The sequence below is a fragment of the uncultured Bradyrhizobium sp. genome, assembly GCF_964252615.1.
Lineage (GTDB): Bacteria > Pseudomonadota > Alphaproteobacteria > Rhizobiales > Xanthobacteraceae > Bradyrhizobium.
Genome location: NZ_CAXUNQ010000006.1, coordinates 163145 through 186926, shown reverse-complemented (window position 1 = coordinate 186926; position 23782 = coordinate 163145). Strand labels below are relative to the sequence as shown.

23 protein-coding genes are annotated in these 23782 nt (G+C 61.9%); 14 read left to right on the top strand and 9 right to left on the bottom strand.

Features of this window, described 5'->3' with window-relative positions:
• Positions 1 to 130: 130 nt before the first annotated feature.
• The 8 genes from ACFE72_RS06270 to ACFE72_RS06235 form a co-directional block, all read right to left on the bottom strand.
• Entirely contained in the window at positions 131 to 865 is a 735-nt protein-coding gene (locus ACFE72_RS06270; protein WP_375412198.1) for a GntR family transcriptional regulator, read from the bottom strand.
• Entirely contained in the window at positions 862 to 1260 is a 399-nt protein-coding gene (gene hpxZ, locus ACFE72_RS06265; protein ID WP_375412197.1) for an oxalurate catabolism protein HpxZ, read from the bottom strand. Before hpxZ ends, ACFE72_RS06270 begins: the two co-directional genes overlap by 4 nt.
• Positions 1261 to 1262: 2 nt before the next feature.
• Positions 1263 to 2639 (bottom strand): AtzE family amidohydrolase, encoded by a 1377-nt coding sequence (locus ACFE72_RS06260; protein WP_375412211.1) that lies wholly within the window; start codon positions 2637 to 2639, stop codon positions 1263 to 1265.
• Positions 2640 to 2667: 28 nt separating this feature from the next.
• A complete protein-coding gene (locus tag ACFE72_RS06255) occupies positions 2668 to 2853 on the bottom strand; it encodes a DUF4089 domain-containing protein (protein WP_375412196.1) in 186 nt (61 codons plus the stop codon).
• 72 nt (positions 2854 to 2925) lie between these two features.
• A complete protein-coding gene (locus tag ACFE72_RS06250; protein WP_375412195.1) occupies positions 2926 to 4710 on the bottom strand; it encodes a dipeptide ABC transporter ATP-binding protein in 1785 nt (594 codons plus the stop codon).
• A 142-nt stretch (positions 4711 to 4852) separates the two neighbouring features.
• Complete coding sequence (locus tag ACFE72_RS06245; protein WP_375412194.1) at positions 4853 to 5755, bottom strand: ABC transporter permease; 903 nt, start codon at positions 5753 to 5755, stop codon at positions 4853 to 4855.
• 10 nt (positions 5756 to 5765) lie between these two features.
• Positions 5766 to 6779, bottom strand: a complete 1014-nt coding sequence (locus ACFE72_RS06240) for an ABC transporter permease (RefSeq protein WP_375412193.1) — start codon at positions 6777 to 6779, stop codon at positions 5766 to 5768.
• A gap of 114 nt (positions 6780 to 6893) precedes the next feature.
• A complete protein-coding gene (locus ACFE72_RS06235) occupies positions 6894 to 8513 on the bottom strand; it encodes an ABC transporter substrate-binding protein (protein WP_375412192.1) in 1620 nt (539 codons plus the stop codon).
• 343 nt (positions 8514 to 8856) lie between these two features.
• Between ACFE72_RS06235 and exbB the strand changes: the two genes are divergently transcribed.
• Genes exbB through ACFE72_RS06220 form a run of 3 tightly spaced genes read left to right on the top strand, consistent with a single transcriptional unit; the run spans position 8857 to position 10949 of the window.
• Entirely contained in the window at positions 8857 to 9666 is an 810-nt protein-coding gene (exbB, locus tag ACFE72_RS06230) for a tonB-system energizer ExbB (RefSeq protein WP_375412191.1), read from the top strand.
• A 3-nt stretch (positions 9667 to 9669) separates the two neighbouring features.
• Positions 9670 to 10119, top strand: a complete 450-nt coding sequence (gene exbD / locus ACFE72_RS06225; RefSeq protein ID WP_375412190.1) for a TonB system transport protein ExbD — start codon at positions 9670 to 9672, stop codon at positions 10117 to 10119.
• A gap of 35 nt (positions 10120 to 10154) precedes the next feature.
• Positions 10155 to 10949: a TonB family protein gene (locus tag ACFE72_RS06220; RefSeq protein ID WP_375412189.1), complete on the top strand. Its 795-nt coding sequence runs from the start codon at positions 10155 to 10157 to the stop codon at positions 10947 to 10949.
• A gap of 21 nt (positions 10950 to 10970) precedes the next feature.
• On the opposite strand, the gene ugpB is transcribed toward ACFE72_RS06220, so the two are convergent.
• The gene (gene ugpB, locus ACFE72_RS06215; RefSeq protein ID WP_375412210.1) at positions 10971 to 12350 is read right to left on the bottom strand and encodes a sn-glycerol-3-phosphate ABC transporter substrate-binding protein UgpB; all 1380 of its coding nucleotides are present in this window, start codon (positions 12348 to 12350) and stop codon (positions 10971 to 10973) included.
• A gap of 154 nt (positions 12351 to 12504) precedes the next feature.
• Between ugpB and ACFE72_RS06210 the strand changes: the two genes are divergently transcribed.
• The 11 genes from ACFE72_RS06210 to ACFE72_RS06160 all read left to right on the top strand — a co-directional run bounded on the left by ACFE72_RS06210 (position 12505) and on the right by ACFE72_RS06160 (position 23725).
• Positions 12505 to 13500, top strand: coding sequence for a TRAP transporter substrate-binding protein (locus ACFE72_RS06210; RefSeq protein ID WP_375412188.1), 996 nt, complete (start codon positions 12505 to 12507; stop codon positions 13498 to 13500).
• 10 nt (positions 13501 to 13510) lie between these two features.
• Positions 13511 to 15592 carry an ATP-binding protein gene (locus ACFE72_RS06205; RefSeq protein WP_375412187.1) on the top strand — a complete coding sequence of 694 codons (2082 nt, stop codon included), beginning with the start codon at positions 13511 to 13513 and terminating at the stop codon, positions 15590 to 15592.
• Entirely contained in the window at positions 15562 to 17307 is a 1746-nt protein-coding gene (locus ACFE72_RS06200) for a DUF3369 domain-containing protein (protein ID WP_375412186.1), read from the top strand. Before ACFE72_RS06205 ends, ACFE72_RS06200 begins: the two co-directional genes overlap by 31 nt.
• Position 17308: 1 nt before the next feature.
• Positions 17309 to 18055, top strand: a complete 747-nt coding sequence (locus tag ACFE72_RS06195; RefSeq protein WP_375412185.1) for a response regulator — start codon at positions 17309 to 17311, stop codon at positions 18053 to 18055.
• Between the two features lie 191 nt (positions 18056 to 18246).
• Positions 18247 to 18858, top strand: coding sequence for a sigma-70 family RNA polymerase sigma factor (locus ACFE72_RS06190; RefSeq protein ID WP_375412184.1), 612 nt, complete (start codon positions 18247 to 18249; stop codon positions 18856 to 18858).
• Positions 18859 to 19030: 172 nt separating this feature from the next.
• Complete coding sequence (locus ACFE72_RS06185; RefSeq protein ID WP_375412183.1) at positions 19031 to 19231, top strand: hypothetical protein; 201 nt, start codon at positions 19031 to 19033, stop codon at positions 19229 to 19231.
• Between the two features lie 162 nt (positions 19232 to 19393).
• Positions 19394 to 20803 carry a cytochrome ubiquinol oxidase subunit I gene (locus ACFE72_RS06180; RefSeq protein WP_375412182.1) on the top strand — a complete coding sequence of 470 codons (1410 nt, stop codon included), beginning with the start codon at positions 19394 to 19396 and terminating at the stop codon, positions 20801 to 20803.
• Positions 20800 to 21810, top strand: coding sequence for a cytochrome d ubiquinol oxidase subunit II (gene cydB, locus ACFE72_RS06175; protein WP_375412181.1), 1011 nt, complete (start codon positions 20800 to 20802; stop codon positions 21808 to 21810). The genes ACFE72_RS06180 and cydB overlap by 4 nt, the downstream gene beginning before the upstream one ends.
• Positions 21807 to 21938, top strand: coding sequence for a DUF2474 domain-containing protein (locus tag ACFE72_RS06170; RefSeq protein ID WP_375412180.1), 132 nt, complete (start codon positions 21807 to 21809; stop codon positions 21936 to 21938). Before cydB ends, ACFE72_RS06170 begins: the two co-directional genes overlap by 4 nt.
• Positions 21939 to 22035: 97 nt before the next feature.
• Positions 22036 to 22629 carry a L,D-transpeptidase gene (locus ACFE72_RS06165; RefSeq protein WP_375412179.1) on the top strand — a complete coding sequence of 198 codons (594 nt, stop codon included), beginning with the start codon at positions 22036 to 22038 and terminating at the stop codon, positions 22627 to 22629.
• A 58-nt stretch (positions 22630 to 22687) separates the two neighbouring features.
• A complete protein-coding gene (locus ACFE72_RS06160) occupies positions 22688 to 23725 on the top strand; it encodes an amino acid ABC transporter substrate-binding protein (RefSeq protein ID WP_375412178.1) in 1038 nt (345 codons plus the stop codon).
• The last annotated feature ends 57 nt before the right edge of the window (positions 23726 to 23782 follow it).

Genomic DNA, 23782 nt, shown 5'->3' with positions numbered 1-23782 from the left:
GACGCCAACACGCCGTCATGCCCGGCCTTGTGCCGGGCATCCACGTCTTTCTTCCCGATGTGGAGCAAAGACGTGGGTCAAGCCCGGCCATGACGCTGAGATACATAGGCCCGGCTCTGCCGGGGCAGAGTCACACCGATACCGCGTAGAGTTCGTATTCGCCGCGTACCAGTTCGATATGCGCGCGCATGGCCGCAGCCGCGCCGACCCGATCGCCGCGCATGATCGCGACCACTACGCGGTCGTGCTCGGCTTGCGATTTCGCCAGACGGCCGAGGTTGCGGAACTGGGCGCGACGGAATGGCTGCACCCGCACACGCGTCGCCAGCGTCATCTCGGCAATGTAACCATTCTGCGAGCCCGCATAGATCGCGTTGTGAAAGCGCTCGTTGACGTCGTGAAACCGTTCCGGATTGCCGGCATAGCTCAGCACGCGCAATTCCTCGTGCACGGCTTCGAGCGCCTGCCGTTCCACTGCCGGCATCCGCTCCGCGGCAAGGCCGGCGCACAACGCTTCCAGTTCCGCCATCGCCTCGAACATCCCGGTGAGCCGATCCAGCGACGGCCGCGCCACGACCGCGCCGCGATGCGCCCGCGCGTCGACCAGGCCCGAGGCGGCAAGCTGGCGCAGCGCCTCGCGCACCGGCGTGCGCGACACGTTGAAGCGCACCGCGATCTCGGTTTCGTCGAGTGCGGCGCCCGGCGGCAGCGCGCCGCGCACAATTTCGTCCGCCAATTGCAGGCGCAGTTCCTCCGCGCGGGTGATCTTGCCCGGCACGGCCAAGGCGCGGGCGGCGCCACCGACCACCTCTAAGCGAGCTGGCGGACCGGCCGATGCATCGGTCCGAAGATCGTCCAGATTCATGTCTTTTGATCCGGCGGTTCGTTGATAATGCTGACATGGGCAGCGACGATGCGCCAGCCTTCCGGGAAGCGCACCCAGGTCTGCATCTGCCGGCCGACTTTGCCGGCGAGCTGCTCGCGATAAAATAGCGTCGAGGCCACCGCCGTATCCCGGCCGTAGGTGGTGATCAACGTCCGAGCAGTCGTACGCCCCAGCCCGACCGGCGAACGCGCGGCGCGAAACGCCATGATCTCGTCATAGCCGTACAGATTTTCACCGACGCCGTAACGCAGCGTCCGCTGGTCGGGACAGAATAATTCGTCGAGCACCGCGATGTCGTTTGACACCAGCGCTTTCTCGTAACGCTCGAACTGCGCGCTCACTTCGGCGAGCACATCGGGACGATCGACTTCCATCCTCAAAATCCTTTTGGACGCGGCGCGGCGACCGCGCCCAACCGTTCCAGCGCATAGGCGACGCGAAGCGCGATGTCTTCGCGCCACGGCGCCGCAATGATCTGCACGCCGATCGGCATCGGATCGAGCGGAACGGGCACCGCGACCACGGGAAGGCCGATGAAGGAAATGGGCTGGGTGTGAATGCCGATATTGGCGCGCACCGGCAGTTCGACCCCGTCGAGCACGAAGGTTTGCTGCCCGAGTTTCGGAGCGGTGCCGGGCGTCGCCGGGGCGACGATCACGTCGACCGATTTGAAAATCTCCAGCACTTGGGCGCGATACCAGCGGCGGAATTTTTGCGCGCGGTCCACCAACGGCGCGGGAATCATCGCGCCCGCAAGCAGCCGGTCGCGTACCGCAGGATCGAAATCGTTCGGCCGCTTGCGCAGGCGGTCGAGATGCAGCGACGCGCCTTCCGTTGCGGTAATGACATAGGCCGCGGCGCGGGCGCGGGCGGCCTCCGGAATTTCAATCGCGGCCGGGCTGCCGAGCGCCTTGGCGACGCGGGCGACCGCTTCTTTCGCTTCCGGAAAAACGTTGCGTTGAAAATAACCGCCGGCCACCGCAATCCGAAGATCGCCGATGTCCTGCGCCAGCACTGCGCTGACCGGCTCGGCCGGACGCGTCGTGCAGGCGGCATCCTCGGCATCAGGACCCTGCAGCGCGTCATAGGCCAACGCCAGATCCTCGACGCTGCGCGCAAGCGGTCCGAGATGATCCAGGCTCGAGACAAATGGAAACGAACGCGCGCGCGATAACCGGCCATAGGTCGGCTTCAGGCCGAAAACACCGCAGAACGAGGACGGTACCCGGATCGAGCCGTTGGTATCCGAACCCAATGCCAGCGGCACCAGCCCGCCACCGACCGCGCCGCCGGAGCCTCCCGACGAACCGCCGGTCATCCGCGTCGGGTCGTGCGGATTGCGCGACGGGCCGTCGTGCACGTTTTCGCCGGTGAAATCGTAGGCGTATTCGCCCATGTTGAGCGCGCCGACCAATACCGCACCGGCGGCTTCCATGCGCTCAACCAGTGCAGCATCGCGCGGCGACGGCTTGAGATCGCGATTGATCAGCGACCCGGCGCGGGTCGACAGGCCCTGCACGTCGAACAGGTTCTTGACCGCGAACGGCACGCCCGCGAGCGGACCCAGATGTTTCCCCGCAACGACCATGGCGTCGATGGCACGCGCCCGCGCGCGCGCGCGATCGGCGACCACATCGGTGAACGAATTCAGTACCGGATCGTGCGCCGCGATCCGCGCCAGCGCTGCGTCGGTCGCGGCAAGAGCCGACATCTTCCGCGCCAACACCGCATGCGCGATTTCCGAAGCCGGCAGCCAGTCGCGGTCGGCTTGCGTTGCGACGTCAGGCTGCGAAGACACTGGCGGGCTCGATTTCATCGGGCAGCGGAAATTCGCCGACCAGCCGCGCCAGCCTTAGCGACACCTCGAGGTTGGCGCGCACCATGGGCTTCCAGGCGTCCTCGACGGCAAGCGCCAGCGCCTTGCCGACGGCGTCGATGTAGTCATCAAGCGGATCGGTGTCGGACATCAGGCAGGCCTTCTACGCCGCCATGCCTGGGACAAGCCCGGCCATGACGGTCTGGTTGTAACTGACGTCCCATTAATGAACCGGCAGCGGCGGATGCGGGATCGCCGTCAGCAGTTCTTTTGTATACGCATCCTGCGGATTACCCAACACGCTTTCGGACGATCCCTGCTCGACGATTCGTCCCGCCCGCATCACAATGACACGATCGCATAACAACCGCACCACATTCAGATCATGCGACACGAATAAATAGCTCATTCCCATCGAGGCTTTGAGGTCTTGCAACAGGTTCAGCACCACCGCCTGCACCGAGACATCGAGCGCCGCGGTCGGCTCGTCGAGCACCACGAGCTTGGGGTGCAGCGCAATGGCGCGGGCGATACCAACGCGGGCTTTCTGGCCGCCGGAGAGTTGATGCGGGAACCGGTCCAGCAGATGGACCGGCAATCCGACCAGTCCTGCCAATTCCTCGCAGCGGGCGCGCAACGCGTCGCGCCCTCTGATATCGCCGAGTTGCAGAAGAGGATCGGCGATGGCGCGCGCGGCGGTGAAGCGCGGATTGAGGCTGTCTGTCGGGTCCTGGAACACCATCTGGATACTCTTGCGCTGCCGCAGCCGCGCGAACGCATTGGGCAAAATACCGCCGATCTCCTCGCCGTCGAACATGATGCGGCCCGAGGTCTGGTCGAGGAGCCGCATCACCATCATCGAGGTGGTGGACTTTCCGCAGCCGGATTCGCCGACCAGGCCGACGCTTTCGCCGTGGCCTATGCTGAAACTGATGCCGTCGACGGCGCGGAATTGTTCAAGCTCGACCGGCGGCTTGCGCGAGAATAGTTTGCTCAGCACGGCGGTTGCGCCCTGCCGCGGATATTCCTTTACCAGCTTTTCGACAAGCAGGAGAGGTTTTGCTTCGCCACCCGCACCATCGTCACCCCCGGGCTTGACCCCGGGGCCCATCCCTTTTGAAGGACAGTCTTGCGAAAACGGATGGATGGCCGGATCAAACCCGGCCATGACGGAGGCGGTCTCCTGCTCCGGCAACAAGTCCCGCAGCGACACCCCGAGCCGCGGCGTGGCCCGCATCAGCTTCTTCGTATAAGCATGCTCCGGCCTTGCGAAAATATCCGCCGACAGCGCGGTTTCGACCACGCGACCTTTTTCCATCACCACCACGCGGTCGCAATAGGCTGCCGCCAATCCGAGATCGTGGGTGATCAGAATGGTCGACATGCCCCGGCGTCTGGTAAGCTCGACGATCAGGTCCATCACCGCCTTCTGTGTGGTGACGTCGAGGCCGGTGGTCGGCTCGTCGGCGATCAGAAGCTGCGGATTGCAGGCCAGCGCCAGCGCGATCACCACGCGCTGGCACATACCGCCGGACAGTTCGAACGGATAGGCGTGGTAACGCTCGCGCGGACGCGCGATCTTGACAGCCTCCAGCGCCTCGATCGCCTTCTCTCCGCGGTCGTTGGTCGTCGACTGCTGCACGTGCTGGCGCAACACGTCCTCGATCTGGTCACCCACTTTCCGGATCGGGTTGAGTGCCGCGCGGGGATTCTGGAAGATCATCGAGATTTCGCGGCCGCGCAGATCGCGCATCTGGTTTTCGGTGGCACCCTTGACGTCGATGCCGGAGAAGACAACCGAGCCCTCGGCGATCTTGCCGGCGCGATCGAGAATCCGCATCACCGCGTAGGAGGTCACCGACTTGCCGGAGCCGGATTCGCCGACAATTCCCAGTGTCTCGCCCTTCGCCACGGAAATGTTGACATGCTGCACGGCCTTGACGATGCCGCGCCGCGTGGCGAATTCGACGGTGAGATCGCTGACGTCGAGCAGGGGCTGGGCGGTCATCGGCGTAATTCCACAAAGGTTTCGTCACTCCCGGGCTCGACCCGGGGGTCCATCCGCCCTAAAAAAGATTCTCGCGAAGATTGCTGGATTGCCGGGTCGAGCCCGGCAATGACGATCGAATTGGAGGAGGCTTTGTCCATCCTTATGTCCGCCGCTGCGGATCGACGATATCGCGCAGGCCGTCGCCGAGCAGGTTGAAGCAGAACACGGCGATCATCAGCGCGAGGCCGGGAAACAGCGCGATCCACCACTCGCCGGACACCATGAAACCGGCGCCCTCCGCGACCATGATGCCCCATTCGGCGGTCGGCGGCCGTACACCGAGCCCGATGAAGGACAATCCAGCCGCATTCAGAATCGCGTAGCCCATGGTAAGCGACATCTGCACGATCATGATCGGCATGATGTTGGGCAGGATGTGCACCAGCAGGATCCTGGATTCGCCATTGCCGGACAGCCGCGCCGCCTGCACGAAGCCGGCGCCGCGACGGACATTGGCTTCGGCGCGGGCGACGCGGGCATAAAGCGGAAAATTCACGATCGCAGTCGCGATGATGATGTTCTGCACGGTGTTGCCGAGCGCGGCCACGATGCCCATCGCCAGCACGAACAGCGGAAACGCCATGATGGTGTCGGCGATGCGCCCGACGACGCGGTCGGTCCAGCCGCCGAAATATCCGGCGGCGATGCCGGCAAGGCCGCCCATCAGGAACACCAGCACCACCGACGCCACCGCGATAAAGGTATCGAGCCGGGTCGCCACGATGACGCGGCTGAAGATATCGCGGCCGAGCTGATCGGTGCCGAACCAGTGCGCGGCCGAAGGCGGCTTCAGCGCTGCCGCGGTATCGGACGCGAGCGGATCGTAGGGCACCACATAGGGACCAAACAGCGCTGCGAATACGATCACGATCAGCAATCCGAACGCGAACGCGGTAACGCGGTTTTCGCCGAGCACATAACGGATATGCTCGAAGATTGCGGCGAGACCCGAGGTGCGTGCGGGCCCGGTTGTCTCGACGAGGGGCGGGGCGACGATGCTCATCTTTCCAGCTTCACCCTTCTAATCTTACTCTTGGATCGATCACGCCATACAGAATATCGATCATCAGATTAAGCAGGACATACATCACCGCCATGGTCAGCACGAAACCCTGCACCGGCGCGAAGTCGGACGAGATCAAGGCTTCCACGGCGTAGGAGCCGATGCCGGGCCAGGAGAACACTTTTTCAACCAGGACGTTGGCGCCGAGCAGGAACGAGAACACCATGCTGAGCGTGGTGACGACGGGAAGCATGGCGTTGCGGAAGGCGTAGGTCACGATCACGGTGGACGGCGATAACCCGCTGGCGCGTGCGCTGCGCACGAAATCGGAGGCGAGTACCGCCAGCATCGAGGCACGGGTCATGCGTGCGATCGGCGCCAGCGAAAAGATCGCCAGCGTCATCGCCGGCAGAATCAACTGATTGAGCGCGGAGCGAAAGGTCTCGAAATCGCGCCCGATCAGGGCGTCGATCAGATAGAAGCCGGTCACCGCCGGCGGCGCGCTGTAGAACACGTCGAGACGCCCGAGCGGCGCCGGTGACCATCCGAGCTTGAAATAGAAAATGTAGACCAGCACCAGGCCGGTAAAAAACACCGGCAGGGAAACGCCCGCGGTCGTGGTCACACGGCAGAGATGATCGATCCACGAACCGGGTCTTGTAGCAGCGAGGATGCCGAGCGGTATCGCAATCACGATCGAGACGATGAGGCCGAGCAGCGTCAATTCAGCGGAAGCGGGCAAGCGGTTGCGAATTTCGGTCGCTACCGGCTGGCCGGTGGTTAGCGAAGTGCCGAAATCGCCATGGGAGAGATCGGCCGTATACCGGAAGAACTGTTCGATCAGCGGCTTGTCGAGGCCGAGCTTCTTGCGGATCTGCTCGACCGCTTCCTTTCCCGCCGCGGGACCGGCGAAATACGCCGCCGGATCGCCGGGCAGCGCGCGGGTCAGCAGGAACGTCACTATCACCACCCCGATCAGGCTCGGGATCGCGAACATCAGCCGCTTGCCGATCATGGTCAGCATGGCAGGGGCGCTCCCACGAGTCGTCCCCGCGCAGCACACGGCGCAGGGACCCCTGCCGTTGCGGGGACAACTGTTGAAGACGTTGCCAACACCGCGAGCAACATCATCGCCCGCTTACGCCTTCACCAGCGCGCGGTAATCGAGCCGGCGGTGGAACCAGTATTGATAGCCGGAGATGTTCTTCTGCATCGCGACGTTGACGTAGGGCTGATACAGCGGAATACGGGGGATGTCGGTGAAGGCGAGATCGACGAAGTTTTTCACGTCGGAATCGTAGGTCGCCGTGTCGCCGCTTGCGGCGGCGTTGCGCGCACCGTCGATCAGTCTGTCCATCTCCGGCGACTTGTAGCTCATGGTGTTGAAGACGGAATTGTTGCCGTGATAGCACCAATAGAAAAAATATTCCGGATAATCGAGCCAGCCCGAGAACACATTGGTGTAGAGCGGCATCTCCTTCTTGTTCAGCTCGGTTCGCCAATTGGCACCAGGAATTTTGTTGATCGTGGTCTTGATGCCGATTTGTCCCAAGCTCTCCTGCACCAGCACGCAAAGCGGCTCGTTGACGCCGGCGAAATTCAAATCGAATGAAATCGTGGATTCGAACCCGTTGGGGTAGCCGGCCTCGGCCAGCAGCGCCTTGGCCTTCTCCATGTCGGTGAAGAACTTGGTCGGCTGCGGCCAGGCAACCTCGGTGGCCTTGTTCGCGGGCGCGCCGTACATTGGATTGGCAAGGCCGAACAGTACCGCGTCCATGATTTTCTGATACGGAATGGCGTAGGCCACCGCCTGGCGCACTTTCGGATTGTCGAATGGCGGCCTGGTGACGTTCATGCCGATATATTGGATGCCGTTGGAGAACGGCAACGAGACGATGTCGAGCTTGCCGGCGGCCTTCAGTTCCTGGAAATCCTTGTAGGGCAATTCGTAGGAGATATCGGCATCGCCGCGCTCCAGCAGCGCGCGGCGGTTGCCGGCCTGCGGCACCATGCGCCAGATCACGCGCTTGATTCTGGGCATCGGGCCGGCGACCCATTCGTCGTTGCGCTCCATGACCACTTCGGTGCCGGCGGTCCACTTCGTTACCCGGTACGCGCCGGACCCCGCGGTCTGCTGCTTGGTGTATTCAAGACCCCAGGGATCCTTCTCGCTGGCGCTCTTCTTCACCAGTTCGGAATTGACCACGCATGGGACGATTACCGCGAGATCGGGAATCGTCAGCCGATCTTTCCTGGCAAAGTCCACCCGCATCGTGTTGTCGTCTACGATGACGAATTGTTCCGGCTTTGTGAGCGAGCCCGCGCTCATCTGGAAGGTTGGAAACCCGCCGACGCTGACCGCGCGATCGAACGACCATTTTACGTCTTTCGCCGTCACCGGCGCGCCATCGTGAAATTTTGCGTTCTTCTTCAGCTTGAAGGTCACCGACATGTCGCCGACATTCATGTCCTCGGCGAGTTCGGGCTTGAACTTGTCGCGGTCGTAATACGGAACCCCGCCAGGACCGCTTTTCATCTCGTGGCTGATCAGGCGGTCATAGCAATTCCAAGATACTTCGTAGCCGGGAACGTTGGTGCCGACGCCATGGATGTCGAGATTGTTGGGGCCGCCTTCGGATACGATCAGCAGGGTCTCGGAACGGGCATCCGCCTTCGCGGCCGACCAGATCGCAGGCGCTGGCACCATGGCTCCGGCCGCAAGCCCGGACACGGACTTTAGGAAATCTCGACGTTTCATAGGGAGCTCCAACGGCAGAGGAACAACGGCGTTGGAACTGAGCTTCGCAAGGTTCGTGCCAAACCTTAATGAAAACCTGATAGGACACTAAGTACATGATCATGCTAAAATTTACCTGGCAGCCGAGGATGATATTCGACTCCTGATCAGCAATTCACATTGCATACAAAGCGGCGGCTTTGCCTATCCATAAGGCAAGTATTCTAGATGCTCTTTTCTTGAGCGGCGCGCGGCGACATAGGGATGTATTGACCGCTGTGATCATGCGGAAGCCCGACAACGCATGGTAAGAGTGGACTGTCGCGACACAATGAGTTTCGGATCGAAAGCTGGATCGTCCGTCATGAAGATGCAGAATTTATGTGCAAAGCGAGTTGCCTCCGCAATGCGCGCGGCTGTCATGCTGGCATTCGTGGCAATCCCGCAAGCCGCCCGCGCGGCCGATGACACCGCGCTGCTGCCGCGCAACCTGTCGCCATGGGGCATGTTTTTGAACGCCGACATCGTCGTGAAGGCGGTGATGCTCGGACTGGCCTTGGCGTCGCTGATAACGTGGACCGTATGGCTGGCGAAAACCATCGAGCTTCGCCGCGCAACCACGACCGCCAAACGCCGCCTCCGCATACTCGAGAGCGACACCACACTGGCCGATGTCGATCGCGGCAGCGTCGATGGCAGCGACGCCGTCGCGCAAATCGTGCAGTCCGCGGCGCGGGAAGCGAATTTGTCCGGCGGCATCGTCGACGACGGCTTCACGGAGCGCATCGCGCTCCGGCTGGAACGGGTCGAGGCCGCGATGTCGCGGCGGATCGCCGTTGGCACCGGCCTACTTGCCACCATCGGCGCCGTGGCGCCCTTCGTCGGGCTGTTCGGCACCGTGTGGGGCATCATGAACGCCTTTATCGGCATCTCCGAGGCGCATACGACAAATCTCGCCGTGGTCGCGCCCGGTATCGCCGAGGCCTTGCTGGCCACCGCGCTGGGCCTGGTCGCCGCGATCCCGGCGGTGGTGATCTACAATCATTTGACGCGGTCGATCGCGGCCTATCGCGCGCTGCTCGGCGACGCCTCCGCCCAGGTATTGCTTCTCATCAGCCGCCAGGGAAGCCGGGACGCCGGCCAGGCCCCGCGCATCGTGCGGGCGGCGGAGTAGATCATGGGAGCGAGACTGGGCTCGCGATTGGGTGGCCGCGCCCGAGCGGACGATGATCTCGTCGAAGCCCATGAGATCAACGTCACGCCGTTCATCGACGTGATGCTGGTGCTGCTGATCATCTTCATGGTGGCTGCTCCCCTGGCCACCGTCGATCTCGGCGTCGATCTGCCGGCGAGCGCGGCCGAGCCTCAGCCGCGACCGGACAAGCCGGTGTTCGTCACGGTGAAGCCGGATCTCACCATCGCGGTCGGCGAGGATGCCGTCGCACGCGAGACGCTGACCGGCAGCCTGGACACCGCGACCAGGGGACGCAAGGACGAGCGCATCTACTTGCGCGCCGACAAGGCGGTCAGCTACGGCGACCTGATGGAGGTGATGAACCTGTTGCGCAACGCCGGGTATCTAAAGGTAGCGCTGGTCGGCCTCGACGGGCGAAGCGATTCGAAATGAATGCCTTTGCGCTGCACGATACAGATGATCAGGGGATGGTCCGCTGGAGCGCATCGGCAGCGATCGTTGTTGCCGCGCATGCCGCGTTGATCGCGCTGGGCATGGCCTGGTACACGCACGCGCTGCCACCGGGCGCCGCACTCCCGAGCATCATGATCGACCTCGCGCCTTCCCCGTCGGCCCCCATCACGCAGCCGCTTGATCTTGCTCCAGGGCCAGCGATGCAGCAGGCCGACACACCGCCTCTACCCGTAGCTCCGACGCAGGAAGCGGTTCAGGAACAGCTCGCACCGACACTCCCGCAAGACAAGCCCATTGTGGAAGCGCAACCCGAGCAGAACGTCCGGCCCGTACCGCTGAATCCCGAGCCCAACATCACTCCGGATCGTCCGAAAGTTGTGCCGGTGAAGAAGCCGGCCCCGGTTCGCGCCGAGCGGAAAAAACCCGCCGATGCGCCGCCGGCGCCGCGCACCAGCGCCGCGCCCAAGGCGGAGCGGCAGGCACCATCGGCTTCGCCGGCGACCGCGGGCGTGAGCGCGGTCACTGCCGCGGCAGCGCTTGCGTCCTACAACCAGCGTGTGGCCGCGCATCTGCAGCGCTTCAAGCAATATCCCCCGGGCGGCGAACAGGGTACGTCACGTCTGAGCTTCACGCTCGGCCGCGGCGGTCAGGTGCTGGGCAGCCGGATTGCCGGATCGTCCGGCCATCCGACGCTCGACAACGAGACGTTGGCGATGATACGTCGCGCCCAGCCGTTTCCGCCAATTCCGCCGGAACTCAAGCAGGCATCGATGAGCTTTACGGTGCCGGTGCGGTTTTCGGTGAGATAGCAGCAGCGCGTTGGGCGGCGACTACCGGTCGGGATTGGCGCGTTCGAACTGACGCAGCAGCCGGTTGCCGCGCTCGACCGCGGAATCCAGCGCAGCTTGCGCGGATTTCTTGCCGCTGAAAGCCTGTTCCAGTTCGTCCTCGATCACATCGCGGATCAGCACGAACGATCCCAGCCGCAGGCCCTTGGAATTTTCCGTCGGCGGCTTCAGCGTCATCTGTTCGATCGAGATCGCAGCACCTGGATTGCGGTCGTAAAAGCCCTGCGCACGGGTAAGGTCGAATGCCGCGCGGGTGATCGGCAGATAACCGGTGTTCTGATGCCACGCAGCCTGAACCTCCGGCTTTGACAGAAACGCAAAAAATCTCGCAACCCCCTTGTATTCGTAGCGCGGCCGGTCCCGCAGCACCCATAGCGTCGCGCCGCCGATGATGGTGTTCTGCGGCGCGCCTTCGACGTCCGGCCAGTACGGCAGCATGCCGTAGCCGATTTCGAATTTCGAATTGACGCGGATATCGGCGCGCGTCGCCGAGGAGCCAATGAAGATTGCACATTCGCCGTTCTGGAATCGCGGTTCCGCCGCCGTGGCGCGCCCACTGTAGTCGAACACTTTCGTGGTCTGCCACTGCGCAAGCTGCGCGATATTGCGAACCGTCAACGGATTGTTGAGCGTCAGCACCGCGTCAAGTCCGCCGAGACCGTTGGCCTTGGTCGCAATCGGCAGGTTGTGGAACGCCAGAAAATTCTCGATGTGGACCCATGACGGCCAAGCCGTGGTAAGACCGCAGGCAGCACCCGCGGCGCGCAGCCGTTTCGCCGCGGCACCGACCTCGGGCCATGTCCTGGGCGCCATCTCCGGATCGAGACCGGCGGCGCGGAACAGGTCCTTGTTGTAGTACAGAATCGGGGTCGAGGCATTGAACGGGAACGACAGCATGTTGCCCGCCATATCGGTGTAGTAGCCGGTGACGGCAGGCAGATAAGCGGTCGGGGAAAACGCTTCGGCCTCGTCCCGCATCAATTCGAAAACCGGGTACGTCGCCCCCTTGGCGGCCATCATGGTCGCTGTGGCGATCTCGTTGACCTGTACGATCGCCGGCTGGCCCCGCGAGCGGAACGCGAAGATGGCGGCCGTCACGGTCTCGGTGTAATTGCCCTTGTAGCTCGGCACGATACGAAATTCGGATTGCGTTGCGTTGAAATCGGTTGCGAGCTTTTCCAATTGGCGGCCGAGTTGGCCCGACATCGCGTGCCACCACATGATGTCAGTAACCGCATAAGCGGGCGAAGCCGCGACCAGCGCGATCATTGCCGCCAGGGTGACGAATCTAAAGGCCGACTTCACAATAAAACCATTCCAAACTGCCACACAGCCGAGATACGTCCGTGCCGCGCTTCTCATAAAACCCCGCGGCGGCGGATTCAATCGGTAAACCACTTCACGCTGCCCTATTGCAATCCCGGGCAACGAGGACGTTCCGGATAGCCATCTCCGGTTCGGTTCTGCTAAGCTTGTCTGAACCTTTTCACCAGAAAGCCGACTCCATCATAGGGGGATGTTGCCTGTGTCCAGCCGCTCCGTTCAGCGGATCGCAACCATCGTGACTGCGCTGTGGTTGACCGCGGCGTCGGCGATTGCGTTTGCACGGGAATTCCGCGCTGCCGATACCCAGGCCGAGGACTATCCGACGGTGCAGGCGCTGCGCTTTATGGGCAGCTTGATCGCCGAGCGAAGCGGTGGACGCGACCATTTTCGTGTGTTCCATTCCCGGCAGCTCGGCGAAGAGAAGGAAACCATCGAGCAGACGCGTGCAGGCGCGATCGATCTCAATCGCACCAACGGGGCGCTGATCGGCAACTTCGTACCGGCTATGAATGTGCTGGCAATGCCGTTCCTGTTTCGCTCCATCGAGCATCTGCAAAAGGTCCTGGACGGACCGATCGGCGCCGAAATCCTGAACAGCTTCGAGCCCTATGGATTTGTTGGCCTGGCGTTTTACGATTCCGGCGCGCGTTCGATCTACAACAGCGTCCGGCCCATTCGTACCCTTTCCGATATGAAGGGCATGCGGTTGCGCGTACAACAATCGCAGCAGATGTCGGAGATGGTCAGGGCATTGGGTGCGGAATCGGTCGAGCTTCCCTATGGTCAAGTCATCACCGGACTCGCGACGAAGCTGATCGACGGCGCAGAGAATAACTGGCCATCCTTTGTCACTACCGATCATTATAAATTCGCCGGCTATTACACCCTTACCGAGCACACCATGAGCCCCGAAGTACTGGTGATGTCGCGAAAGGCCTGGGAGAGCCTGTCAGACGATGACCGGAAGCTTTTTCGCGATGCCGCGATGCAGTCCAATCTGTTCATGCGTGCCCGATGGAAAGACCTCGAGCAACGTTCGCGGCAGCAGGCAGAAGTTGCCGGGGTGACCATCGTGACCGATTTCGACCGTAAGCCGTTCGAAGCCGCCATGGCAGGAATCTACGCAAAAGCGCGGCGCGATCCCGCGACCGCCGAACTGATCGACCGAATTCGTATGGTGGAGTGAGTTGGCCTTGGTGACAGCCCGGCAGCATGAAGCGACGGAACCGCCGGCGGGCTTCGCCGCGCGCGGCCGGGTCGGCATCGTCGGACTGGTTCGCTCGGTTCCGATCCGTTGGCGAATCCTGTCGATCGCCGCGTTGAATTCGCTGGTTGTGTTGGTGCTCGCCGGCATGATCTGGAGCGGTGCGCAGGTTCTCGGTTCAGCCTGGGACGACGTGCGCCAGGTGCGCGAGTCGGACAAAATCCTGGCGCTGCTGGAAAGCGAAACCGGCCGTCTGCAGAACCTGATCCATCGTTACATCAACCAGCCGAGTCCGGAACTGTTTGCGGAGATCCTGCTGCTGCGCGAAGCGGTGCTCGGCACGCTGACTACCCGCGCATCCACCGACCCGATGCTGTCCGGCTCGGTGGAGGAACTGGAACGCGTCACCGAACGCTTCCTCAATGGCTTTGGCGAACTGCGCGCCGTGCAGGCGACGATTGCGAAAACCTACGAAGACGACGTTTTAAAGCCGGCCAAAGACATGGCCGGGCTCTATTCGATCATCGAGGGAGCGACCGGCCATCGTGACGCCTTGATCTGGCCGTCGCTCGGAAAATCCCGCGAGGCGTTTACGGCTATGCTGGTCGCCGCCAATGCCTATTATCTTTCGGTGTCGACGAATTCCGCTGAGGATGCGCGCAGAAATACCGAGACCATCGAAAAAACCATTCCGGTGATGACCGACCTTGCCGATAACGACCTGCAGCGGCTGGCGCTGCAGCGATTGAAGACGCGAACCGTGGCGCTGCGCGAGGGTCTTGCCAAATTGTCCGAACAACTCGCCAGCCGCACCGACCTGCTGCGCAACTCCATCGACGCTAGCCAGGCCGATACGATCGGCGCCATCGATGGACTGTCGGTCAAGATGCGGCAGCGCGAACAGAAGGCCCAAGCGACATTCGACCGGACGCTGAGCAATATCGCCCACAGGGTGCTGTCGATCGCGCTGTTGTTCCTGGCCGTCATCATCACTGCAGGAGTCATCATCGCGCTGAGCATCCGATTGCCCCTGCAGCAGATCATGACGTCGATGCGGGCGATCAGGTCGGGCGATTACGATCGTCAGGTGCCGGGCACCGACGCCAAGGACGAAGTCGGCGCAATGGCGCGGGCGGTCGAGGTGTTCCGCGAAAACGCCATTGCCAAGCGCGATGCGGAAGACGGGCTGCGGACATCCAAGGAAAAGGCCGAGTCCGCGCTGCTGGAATTGAACGCCGCCCAGCAAAACCTGATCGATGCCGAACGACTGGCGGCGCTGGGCGGTCTGGTCGCCGGGGTCGCTCACGAGGTGAACAATCCGATCGGCATCAGTTTGACCGTGGCATCGAGTTTTGCCCGCCGCACCGATCAGTTTGATGCCGAGATGAGAGCCGGCACGCCGTTGCGTCGATCGCAACTCGAGGAATTCGTCCGCAGTTCCCGCGACGCCTCGCAGCAACTGGTGGCGAACCTGCATCGCGCTGCCGAGCTGATCCAGTCCTTCAAGCAGGTCGCGGTGGACCGCTCCCATGCGGAACGCCGGCAATTCAACCTCAGCGAAGCCACCGATCAGATCATTGCCAGCCTGAGGCCGGTGCTGAAGAGGTCGACGATTACCTTGTCAGTGGATGTGCCCGAGGGCCTCGTGGTTGACGGTTTTCCCGGCTCCTATGGGCAGATTTTGACAAATCTGTTCCTCAATGCCGCAAATCACGCGTTTCCCGACGGGCGATCAGGGGCTATCGCCATTTCGGCCAGGCCGCGCGGCAATGATGACATTGAGATCATTTTTGCCGACAATGGCGCCGGAATGACCCCGGACGTGCAGCGACAGGCATTCGATCCCTTCTTCACCACGCGCCGTAATGAGGGCGGCACCGGTCTCGGCCTGCATATCGTCTATAATCTCGTAACCCAGCAGCTCGGCGGACGGATGATGCTCGAGTCAAGGCTGGGACAAGGCACCACGTTTCGCATTATCATGCCGCGCGCCGCCAGGCGCGGTTCGACAGACACTGCCACAGAAAGCCACGGGACCACGCAATGGCCGACCAGGACGATGTCCTCCAACTAATCGAAGATTCGGGCCGCGTTCCGGAGGCGTCCACCGCGCGCAAGTGGAAGGTCGCCGTGATCGACGACGACCACGCCGTTCATGAGGGCACGCGCTTTGCGCTGAGCGATTACAATCTCAACGGACAGACCCTCGAAATCCTGTCGGCGTATTCCGCCGCCGAGGGCCGGACGTTGATGCGCGCGCACCCCGACATCGCGGCCGTGCTGCTCGACGTCATCATGGAAACCGATGCGGCGGGCCTCGATCTGGTCGAATTCATCCGCAACGAGATCAAAAACGAAACCGTTCGCATCATTCTGCGCACCGGACAACCCGGACAGGCGCCCGAACGCCGCGTCATCGTCGACTACGACATCAACGACTACAAAGCCAAAACCGAACTGACCGCCGACAAGCTATTCACGTCCCTGACCGCTGCGTTGCGCAGCTATCAGCAACTCGAACGCATGGTGCAGACCCGGCGCGGCCTCGAAATCATCATCGACGCCGCTTCGACGCTGTACGATTTCAAATCGATGCAACGTCTTGCCGAAGGCGTGCTGACGCAGATCGCGTCATTGCTGAATGTCGATTGTGCCGGAATCCTGGTGTTGCGTGACGGCGGCACCTCCGGCGACGATTTTTCGGTGCTGGCCGGATCCGGCTGCTACAGCCGCTTCATCGGCGCCGCCGGCTCGCGATCTCTCGATACCGACCTGCGGCACATGGTGGAAGCAGCCTTTCTCCGCCGCAAGCATGAGTTCGCCGACCATCGCAGCGTTCTCTACGTCAGAACCGGCAGCGGACGCGAAGTCGTGGTGCTGCTGCAGTCGGAACGGCAATTGTCCGACACCGATAGGTCGCTGGTGGAAATCTTCGGCAGCCGGCTTTCGATCGCATTCGACAATGTCATTCTCTACCAGCAGCTGAATGAGGCCAACACCCAGCTCGAGGATCGCGTCGCGCAGCGCACCCGCGCGCTGATGCAGGCTAATCGTCGGCTTTCGGCGCAGTGGCTGCGGTTGCAGCGCGCCAACGGCTTCAAGAATGAAATTCTTGGGACCGTGGCGCATGACCTGAAAAATCCGCTCGGCGTTATCCTGGGCCGTACCGAAATGCTGACGGAACTGATCGGGGCAAGCGCCTCCAAGGAAAGCGTCACCACACAGGTCGAACACATCCGCGACGCCACCAAGCGCCTCACGTCGATGGTCGACCACCTGATTTCCGACGCCATGGCCGACGCCTTCGACATCACCATCCGCCGCGAACCGGTCGATATCGCAGCCTTGGTGAGCGAAGTCGCGGAAGCGAACAAGCCTTCGGCCATGAACAAACAGCAGGTCATCACGGTTTCGGCGCTGCCGGATCGTTTTACGATGTGCGATTCAGACCGGATACGGGAAGCGATCGACAATCTGATCAGCAACGCCATCAAGTACAGCCCGATCGGCGGCAAGATTGCACTGCTGGTGACCCACGACGACGTCCACACCATCATCCGCATCACCGACGAAGGCGCGGGCCTGTCACCGGAGGATCTCGGACGCCTGTTCGGCCGTTTTCAGCGGCTCTCGGCAAAACCGACCGCCGGCGAAAGTTCGACCGGGCTCGGCCTTTCCATCGTCAAACGCATCATCGACATGCATGGCGGCAAGGTCACCGCCGACAGTCCCGGGCCGGGACAAGGTTCGACCTTCGCCATCGTATTGCCCGCGACGGCCGTATCCTGACATGAGCCAGAGCCCCCACATCATCATTGTCGACGACGAAGCGCCGGCCCGCGAAATGGTCGGCGACTATCTGAGAATGCACGGCTTCACCATCACGCTGTGCGACGGCGGCAAAAGCCTGCGCAGCGCGATCGACATCGGCGTACCAGATCTGGTGGTGCTCGATCTGAATATGCCGGAGGAAGACGGCCTTTCCATCATCCGCGACCTCAAGAGCCGCATTAATGTGCCGGTGATCATGCTCACTGCTACCGCGAGCCCGATCGACCGGGTCGTCGGCCTTGAACTCGGCGCCGACGACTACATTGCCAAGCCCTGCGAACTGCGCGAATTGATGGCGCGCATCCGTTCGGTGCTGCGGCGAAGCGCTCCGGCCAGGCAAACCCCGGCCGCCGCACCGGAATCAGCCGCGGAGAAGGCGGCCAAGGATCAGCTGGTGCGGTTCGGCACCAAATGGCTCGACCTCGAAGCACAGGCCCTGCGTGACGACGAAGGCAACGAACACCCGCTGACGGCGTCCGAATTCGGCCTGCTCAAGGTTTTCGCCGCTAATCCGAAACGCGTGCTGTCGCGCGAACGGCTGCTGGAATTGGCCAATGCGCGCGACAGCGAGGCATTCGATCGCGCCGTAGATTTGCGGATTATGCGAATCCGGCGCAAGATCGAGCCGGATCCGACACGGCCGGCGGTGATCCGCACGATCAGGGGCGGTGGCTATCTGTTCTCACCCGCCGGCGAAAAATCCTGATACAAAATCGAGCCATCTAATTCAAATTATTGGTGTTTTGACCACGATTGTTTCATCGGCAGGACGGCGACGAAACAAATCTTTCCAGGATGAAACCATTTTGGGCTTTTCGCGCAGACATCTTGAAACGCGCGCCGATTAACAGTTCTCCCAACAAAAACCGCCCAGGCGGTGAATAACGGGAGACTATCATGCAGAACGTGATCGCCATCAGCGCCGCCGCACGCCAAGGCATCCTTGCCGCCCAGGCGACCTCGGACGAGATGCTGCTGGAAGGTATTGCCGAAGGCGACAGGACCGCGATGCACATCTTGTACTCCCGTCACAATGTGCGGGTTTACCGGTTCATCCTTCGCATGGTCCGCGACACCACCACCGCGGAAGATCTGGTCAGCCAGGTTTTCCTGGACGTCTGGCGCACCGCCGGCCAGTTCCAGGGCCGGGCGCAGGTTTCGACCTGGCTGCTGTCGATTGCCCGCTTTAAAGCCCTGACGGCGCTGCGCCAGCGCCGGCACGAGGATATCGACCAGGAAGACGTGCTTGAAATCGCCGATGAGGCGGACACCCCGGAAGCGTCGCTCGACCGCAGCAACACTAGCGCTATCCTGCGTGCTTGCGTCGCCAAGCTGTCCCCGGCCCACCGCGAGATCATCAATCTCGTCTATTACCATGAGAAGTCGGTTGAAGAGGCCGGCGAGATCATCGGCATTCCACAGAGTACCGTAAAGACCCGGATGTTTTATGCCCGCAAGCAACTGGCCGACCTGCTCAAGGGCGCCGGCGTCGAGAATATTGCGGCATGAGTCAAGAATTCATGCATAATCAATTAGTTAGTCGCGATTATTGCCTTAAAAGCGGGCCATAGCCTGCTCGCCAAATCGACGCCACGAAACCAATGAAACAATTGACGACATCAAGCGGAAAAAATTGGCGGGTAAACCAATCTTTAACGAGACGCCAAACGGGACGACGACAATGCTGAAACCCTCCTTCCGCTTTTTCATCATCCCGCTCGGCGCGATCTGCACCCTTGCTTCGCTGTCCAGCCAGAATGCCGCACCCCGCGGCCAGCATGAGACCGGCTCGATGATCGTGCGACAGCAGGTCGTGGATTGCAGCGGCAAGAATCCTTCGGAGGTCTGCGTGATCTCCACCGAGGACGAAACCGTCCGCTGACCTAACGTTTCTAACCAGCAAGTACCTCCAACGACCCGGACGGGATGCCCCCCTTCCGGGTCGATCTGCGTCTGGAGCCAGGTTGAGGTCGCGCCGCCGCGATATCCCCAGGCAACGGTGCGTGTTATCGTCCACCCGGATACAACAACGCCGGATGCTTCGATGTTTGAAGGGTTGGACGCGACCGTTTTGGCCCGGGCGCAATTCGCATTCACAATGTCGTTTCACATCGTATTCCCCGCGTTTTCGATCGGGCTCGCCAGCTATCTCGCCGTGCTTGAAGGGCTCTGGCTGTGGACCGGGCGCGAGGTCTACGTCAACGTCTTCAATTACTGGCTGAAGATTTTCGCCATCGCCTTCGGCATGGGCGTCGTATCCGGTATCGTGATGTCCTATCAGTTCGGCACCAACTGGTCGACATTCTCCGACAAGACCGGTCCCGTTCTGGGCCCGTTGATGGCCTATGAGGTGCTTACCGCATTCTTTCTCGAGGCAGGCTTTCTGGGTGTCATGCTGTTCGGCCTCGAGCGGGTCGGCCACGGACTGCATTTCTTCGCGACGCTAATGGTCGCTATCGGCACGCTGGTTTCCGCGTTCTGGATACTCTCGGCCAATTCGTGGATGCAAACGCCTGCGGGTTACGCCGTCAACGCAGACGGGCAATTCGTGGCCGCCAGCTGGCTGAAAGTGATTTTCAACCCGTCGTTTCCCTATCGCCTCGTGCACATGGTGCTGGCGGCCTACCTCACCACCGCTTTCGTGGTGGGCGCGGTCGGCGCTTGGCACCTGCTGCGAGATCAGCATCTGCCCGGCGCGCGCGTGATGTTTTCCATGGCGATGTGGATGGCAGCGCTGGTCGCGCCGATCCAGATTTTCGCCGGCGACCAGCACGGCCTCAACACGCTGCAGCATCAGCCCGTGAAGGTTATGGCAATCGAAGGCCATTTCACCAGCCATCCGAATGGTGCGCCGCTGATCCTGTTCGGCGTGCCCGATCAGGCAGCCGGGAAAATGAAATACGCAATCGAGATCCCAAAAGCATCGTCGCTCATTCTCGAACATTCGCTGAACACGCCGCTGAAGGGCCTCGATACCGTGCCGCGGGAAAACTGGCCGCCTGTGGCGGTGATATTCTGGTCGTTCCGCACCATGGTCGGCATCGGGTTTCTGATGCTGGGCGTCGGATTGCTCAGCCTGTGGATGCGCTGGCGCGGTACGCTCTATCAATCGCGCCCGCTGCATCTTTATGCGCTCGCGATGGGTCCTGCCGGTTTCATCGCAGTGCTGGCGGGCTGGTTTACGACCGAGGTTGGCCGCCAACCCTTTACGGTCTATGGGCTGCTCCGCACCACGGACTCCGCGTCGCCGCTGGCGACGCCCGCGGTCGCCTCGTCGCTGACCGCCTTCGTCATCGTGTACTTCGCTATATTTGCCGCCGGCATTGTCTATATCCTGCGGCTGATGGCGGTACCGCCCCATCACGGCGAACAGGGACCGCAGCGCGACGCGCCGACACGGACCGCAGGCATCACGCCGGCGGCCGGCACGGTAGCAAAGGGACGTGCCTCATGAGCATCGCCCCTGACCTCGCCACCATTTGGGCCTTCATCATCGCGTTCGCGGTATTTGTCTATGTGGTGATGGACGGATTCGATCTCGGTCTGGGCATCTTGTTTCCGCTGTTTCCCAAGAAGGCGGACCGCAATGTCATGATGAATTCGGTGGCGCCGGTCTGGGACGGCAACGAGACCTGGCTTGTGCTGGGCGGCGGCGGTTTGTTCGCGGCGTTTCCTCTGGCTTACGCCATACTAATGCCGGCACTGTACACGCCGATCATCGCCATGCTGATCGGCCTGATCTTTCGTGGCGTCGCGTTCGAGTTTCGTTGGCGAACGACACGCGAGCGCAATTTGTGGGATATTGCGTTCTTTGGCGGATCGTTGCTCGCGGCGCTGGCGCAGGGGGTCGCACTCGGCGCGATGCTGCAGGGCGTCCACGTCGAGGGGCGCCATTATGCCGGCGGCTGGTGGGACTGGCTGACGCCGTTCAGCATCCTGACCGGCGTCGCGGTTGTGATTGGTTATGCACTGCTCGGCGCGACATGGTTGGTGATGAAAACCGAGGATGAGTTGCGCGATGAGGCCTATCGGCTGAGCTGGTGGCTGTTGATGGCGATGCTGGCCGCGATCGTCGTGGTCAGCCTCGCCACTCCGTTCCTGCACATCCAGTACACCACGCGCTGGTTCGCCTGGCCGGGCATGCTTCTGACTGCGCCGGTGCCGATCGCGGTTGCCGTCGTCACCGCGCTGTTGCTGCGCAGTCTTGCCAACAGGCAGGACTACCGGCCGTTCTTTCTGACGCTGGCGTTATTCGGATTGTCCTATGCCGGACTCGGCATCAGCATGTATCCGTACATCGTGCCGCAGAGCATCGACATCTGGCAGGCCGCCGCGCCTGAAAACAGTCAGATCCTGATGCTGGTTGGCGTCGCCATCATGGTCCCGCTGATCCTCGGCTACACCGGCTGGTCCTATTGGATCTTTCGCGGCAAGGTCAACCCCGAGAGCGGCTACCATTGACGTTCCCACAGCGGAAACCGGCGCCGCTCATGCGGCGCCTGCTGTGGTTCGGCGCGCTCTGGCTCGGTGGCGTCGGCACGCTCACCATCGTCGCGTACGGACTAAAACTGTGGATCGCGCCAAAATAGCTGCCTTGCCGCATGGCATCTTTAGCGCATTTTGATGGTTCCCGTGGTTAGGCGCAGGTGATAGATACCGTCGCGAACGTCGACAGGAGGGCTTTCGATGATCCCGTTTCGGCATCTGATCTGGATCTTCATTGCAGCGGTCGGTCTGTCGCTTTCGGCCTCGCAAAGCTTCGCACAGCAAAACGATCCCGGCGACCAGCCCGGTCTGATCGCTGACGATTCCGTAGAACTGGATCGGGAATTCAGGCGTACCATGGTGCTCTACCGCACCACCGAGGCGCCGGGCACCATCATCATCCAGACCTCGGAGCGGCATCTCTATGTGGTGCAGGGCAACGGACGCGCCATTCGCTATGGCATCGGTGTCGGACGCGATGGGTTTCAGTGGCAGGGCCTGCTGACGATTTCGCGCAAGGCGGAATGGCCGGACTGGACGCCGCCGCCGGAGATGATAGCGCGGCAGCCCTATCTGCCGCGTTTCATGGCCGGCGGCCCCGGCAACCCGCTCGGCGCCCGTGCGCTTTATCTCGGCGCCACCGTATACCGCATTCACGGCACCAACCGGCCGGACACGATCGGTACCGCGGTTTCGTCAGGCTGCTTCCGGCTGGTTAATGCCGATGTTACCGACCTCTACGACCGCATCCCCGTCGGTACCAAGGTGATCGTGCGGCAAAAACCGTCGCTGTAACGCGGCGGTGATTTGAACACGCGCATAACTTTTCCGATTTCTTGTTTAGGATACAGCGATGCGGACATTTAGATCCGGGCTTTTGATCGGCCTTGCGATTGCGGTCGCGGTCGGCGCAGCCGCCGTTGCCTATGAACGCTACGACACCAAAACGCTGAAGCGGACAATCCGGCGTGGCGACGTGCTGTGCGGCGTCAACACCGGCCTGCCCGGTTTTTCCATCCCCGACGACAGGGGAAGCTGGTCCGGCTTCGATGTCGATTTCTGCCGCGCAGTGGCGGCGGCGATCTTTGACGATCCGAAAAAGGTAAAATTCGTTCCGCTCGATACCACCGAACGGTTCAAGGAGCTGCAAAGCCGCAAGGTCGATATTCTGTCCCGCAACTCCACATGGAGCATGTCACGCGAGACCAATTACGATCTGTATTTTCCGGCGGTCGCCTATTACGACGGCCAAGGCTTCATGATTCCGAAGTCACGCAACATCGATTCGGCGCTGGAACTCGACGGCAGCAAAGTGTGCGTGCAGGACGGCACCACTACGCAGCTCAACCTCGCCGACTACTTCCGCGACAACAACATCAAATACCAGGAGCTGAAATTCGGCAAACTCGACGAGGTTTTCAAGGCCTATGAAGCCGGGCAATGCGACACCTTCACCGCGGACGTGTCCCAACTTTACGCGCTGCGGCTCAACCATTCCAAGCCGAACGATCACGTCATCCTGCCCGACGTGATTTCGAAGGAGCCGCTCGCGCCGGTTGTCCGCCAACGGGACGACGACTGGATGATGATCGTGAAGTGGACATTGTACGCGATGATCAATGCCGAAGAACTGGGCATCAGCTCGAAGAATATCGACGAGGCGCTGAAATCGAAGAAGCCCGGCGTGATGCGGCTGGTCGGCACCGAGGGCGCTTATGGCGAAGACCTCGGCCTGACCAGGGATTGGGCCGCGCGCATCATCAGACACGTCGGCAACTACGGAGAAGTTTACGAGCGCAACGTCGGCGCGGGATCGAAGCTCGGCATTCCGCGCGGTCTCAACCAGCTATGGAGCGCCGGCGGCATCCAGTACGCGCCGCCGATCAGGTAGGGCAAATCTAAGCACCGTCATTCCGGGCTCGCGCTGCGCGCGCCCCGGAATGACGGT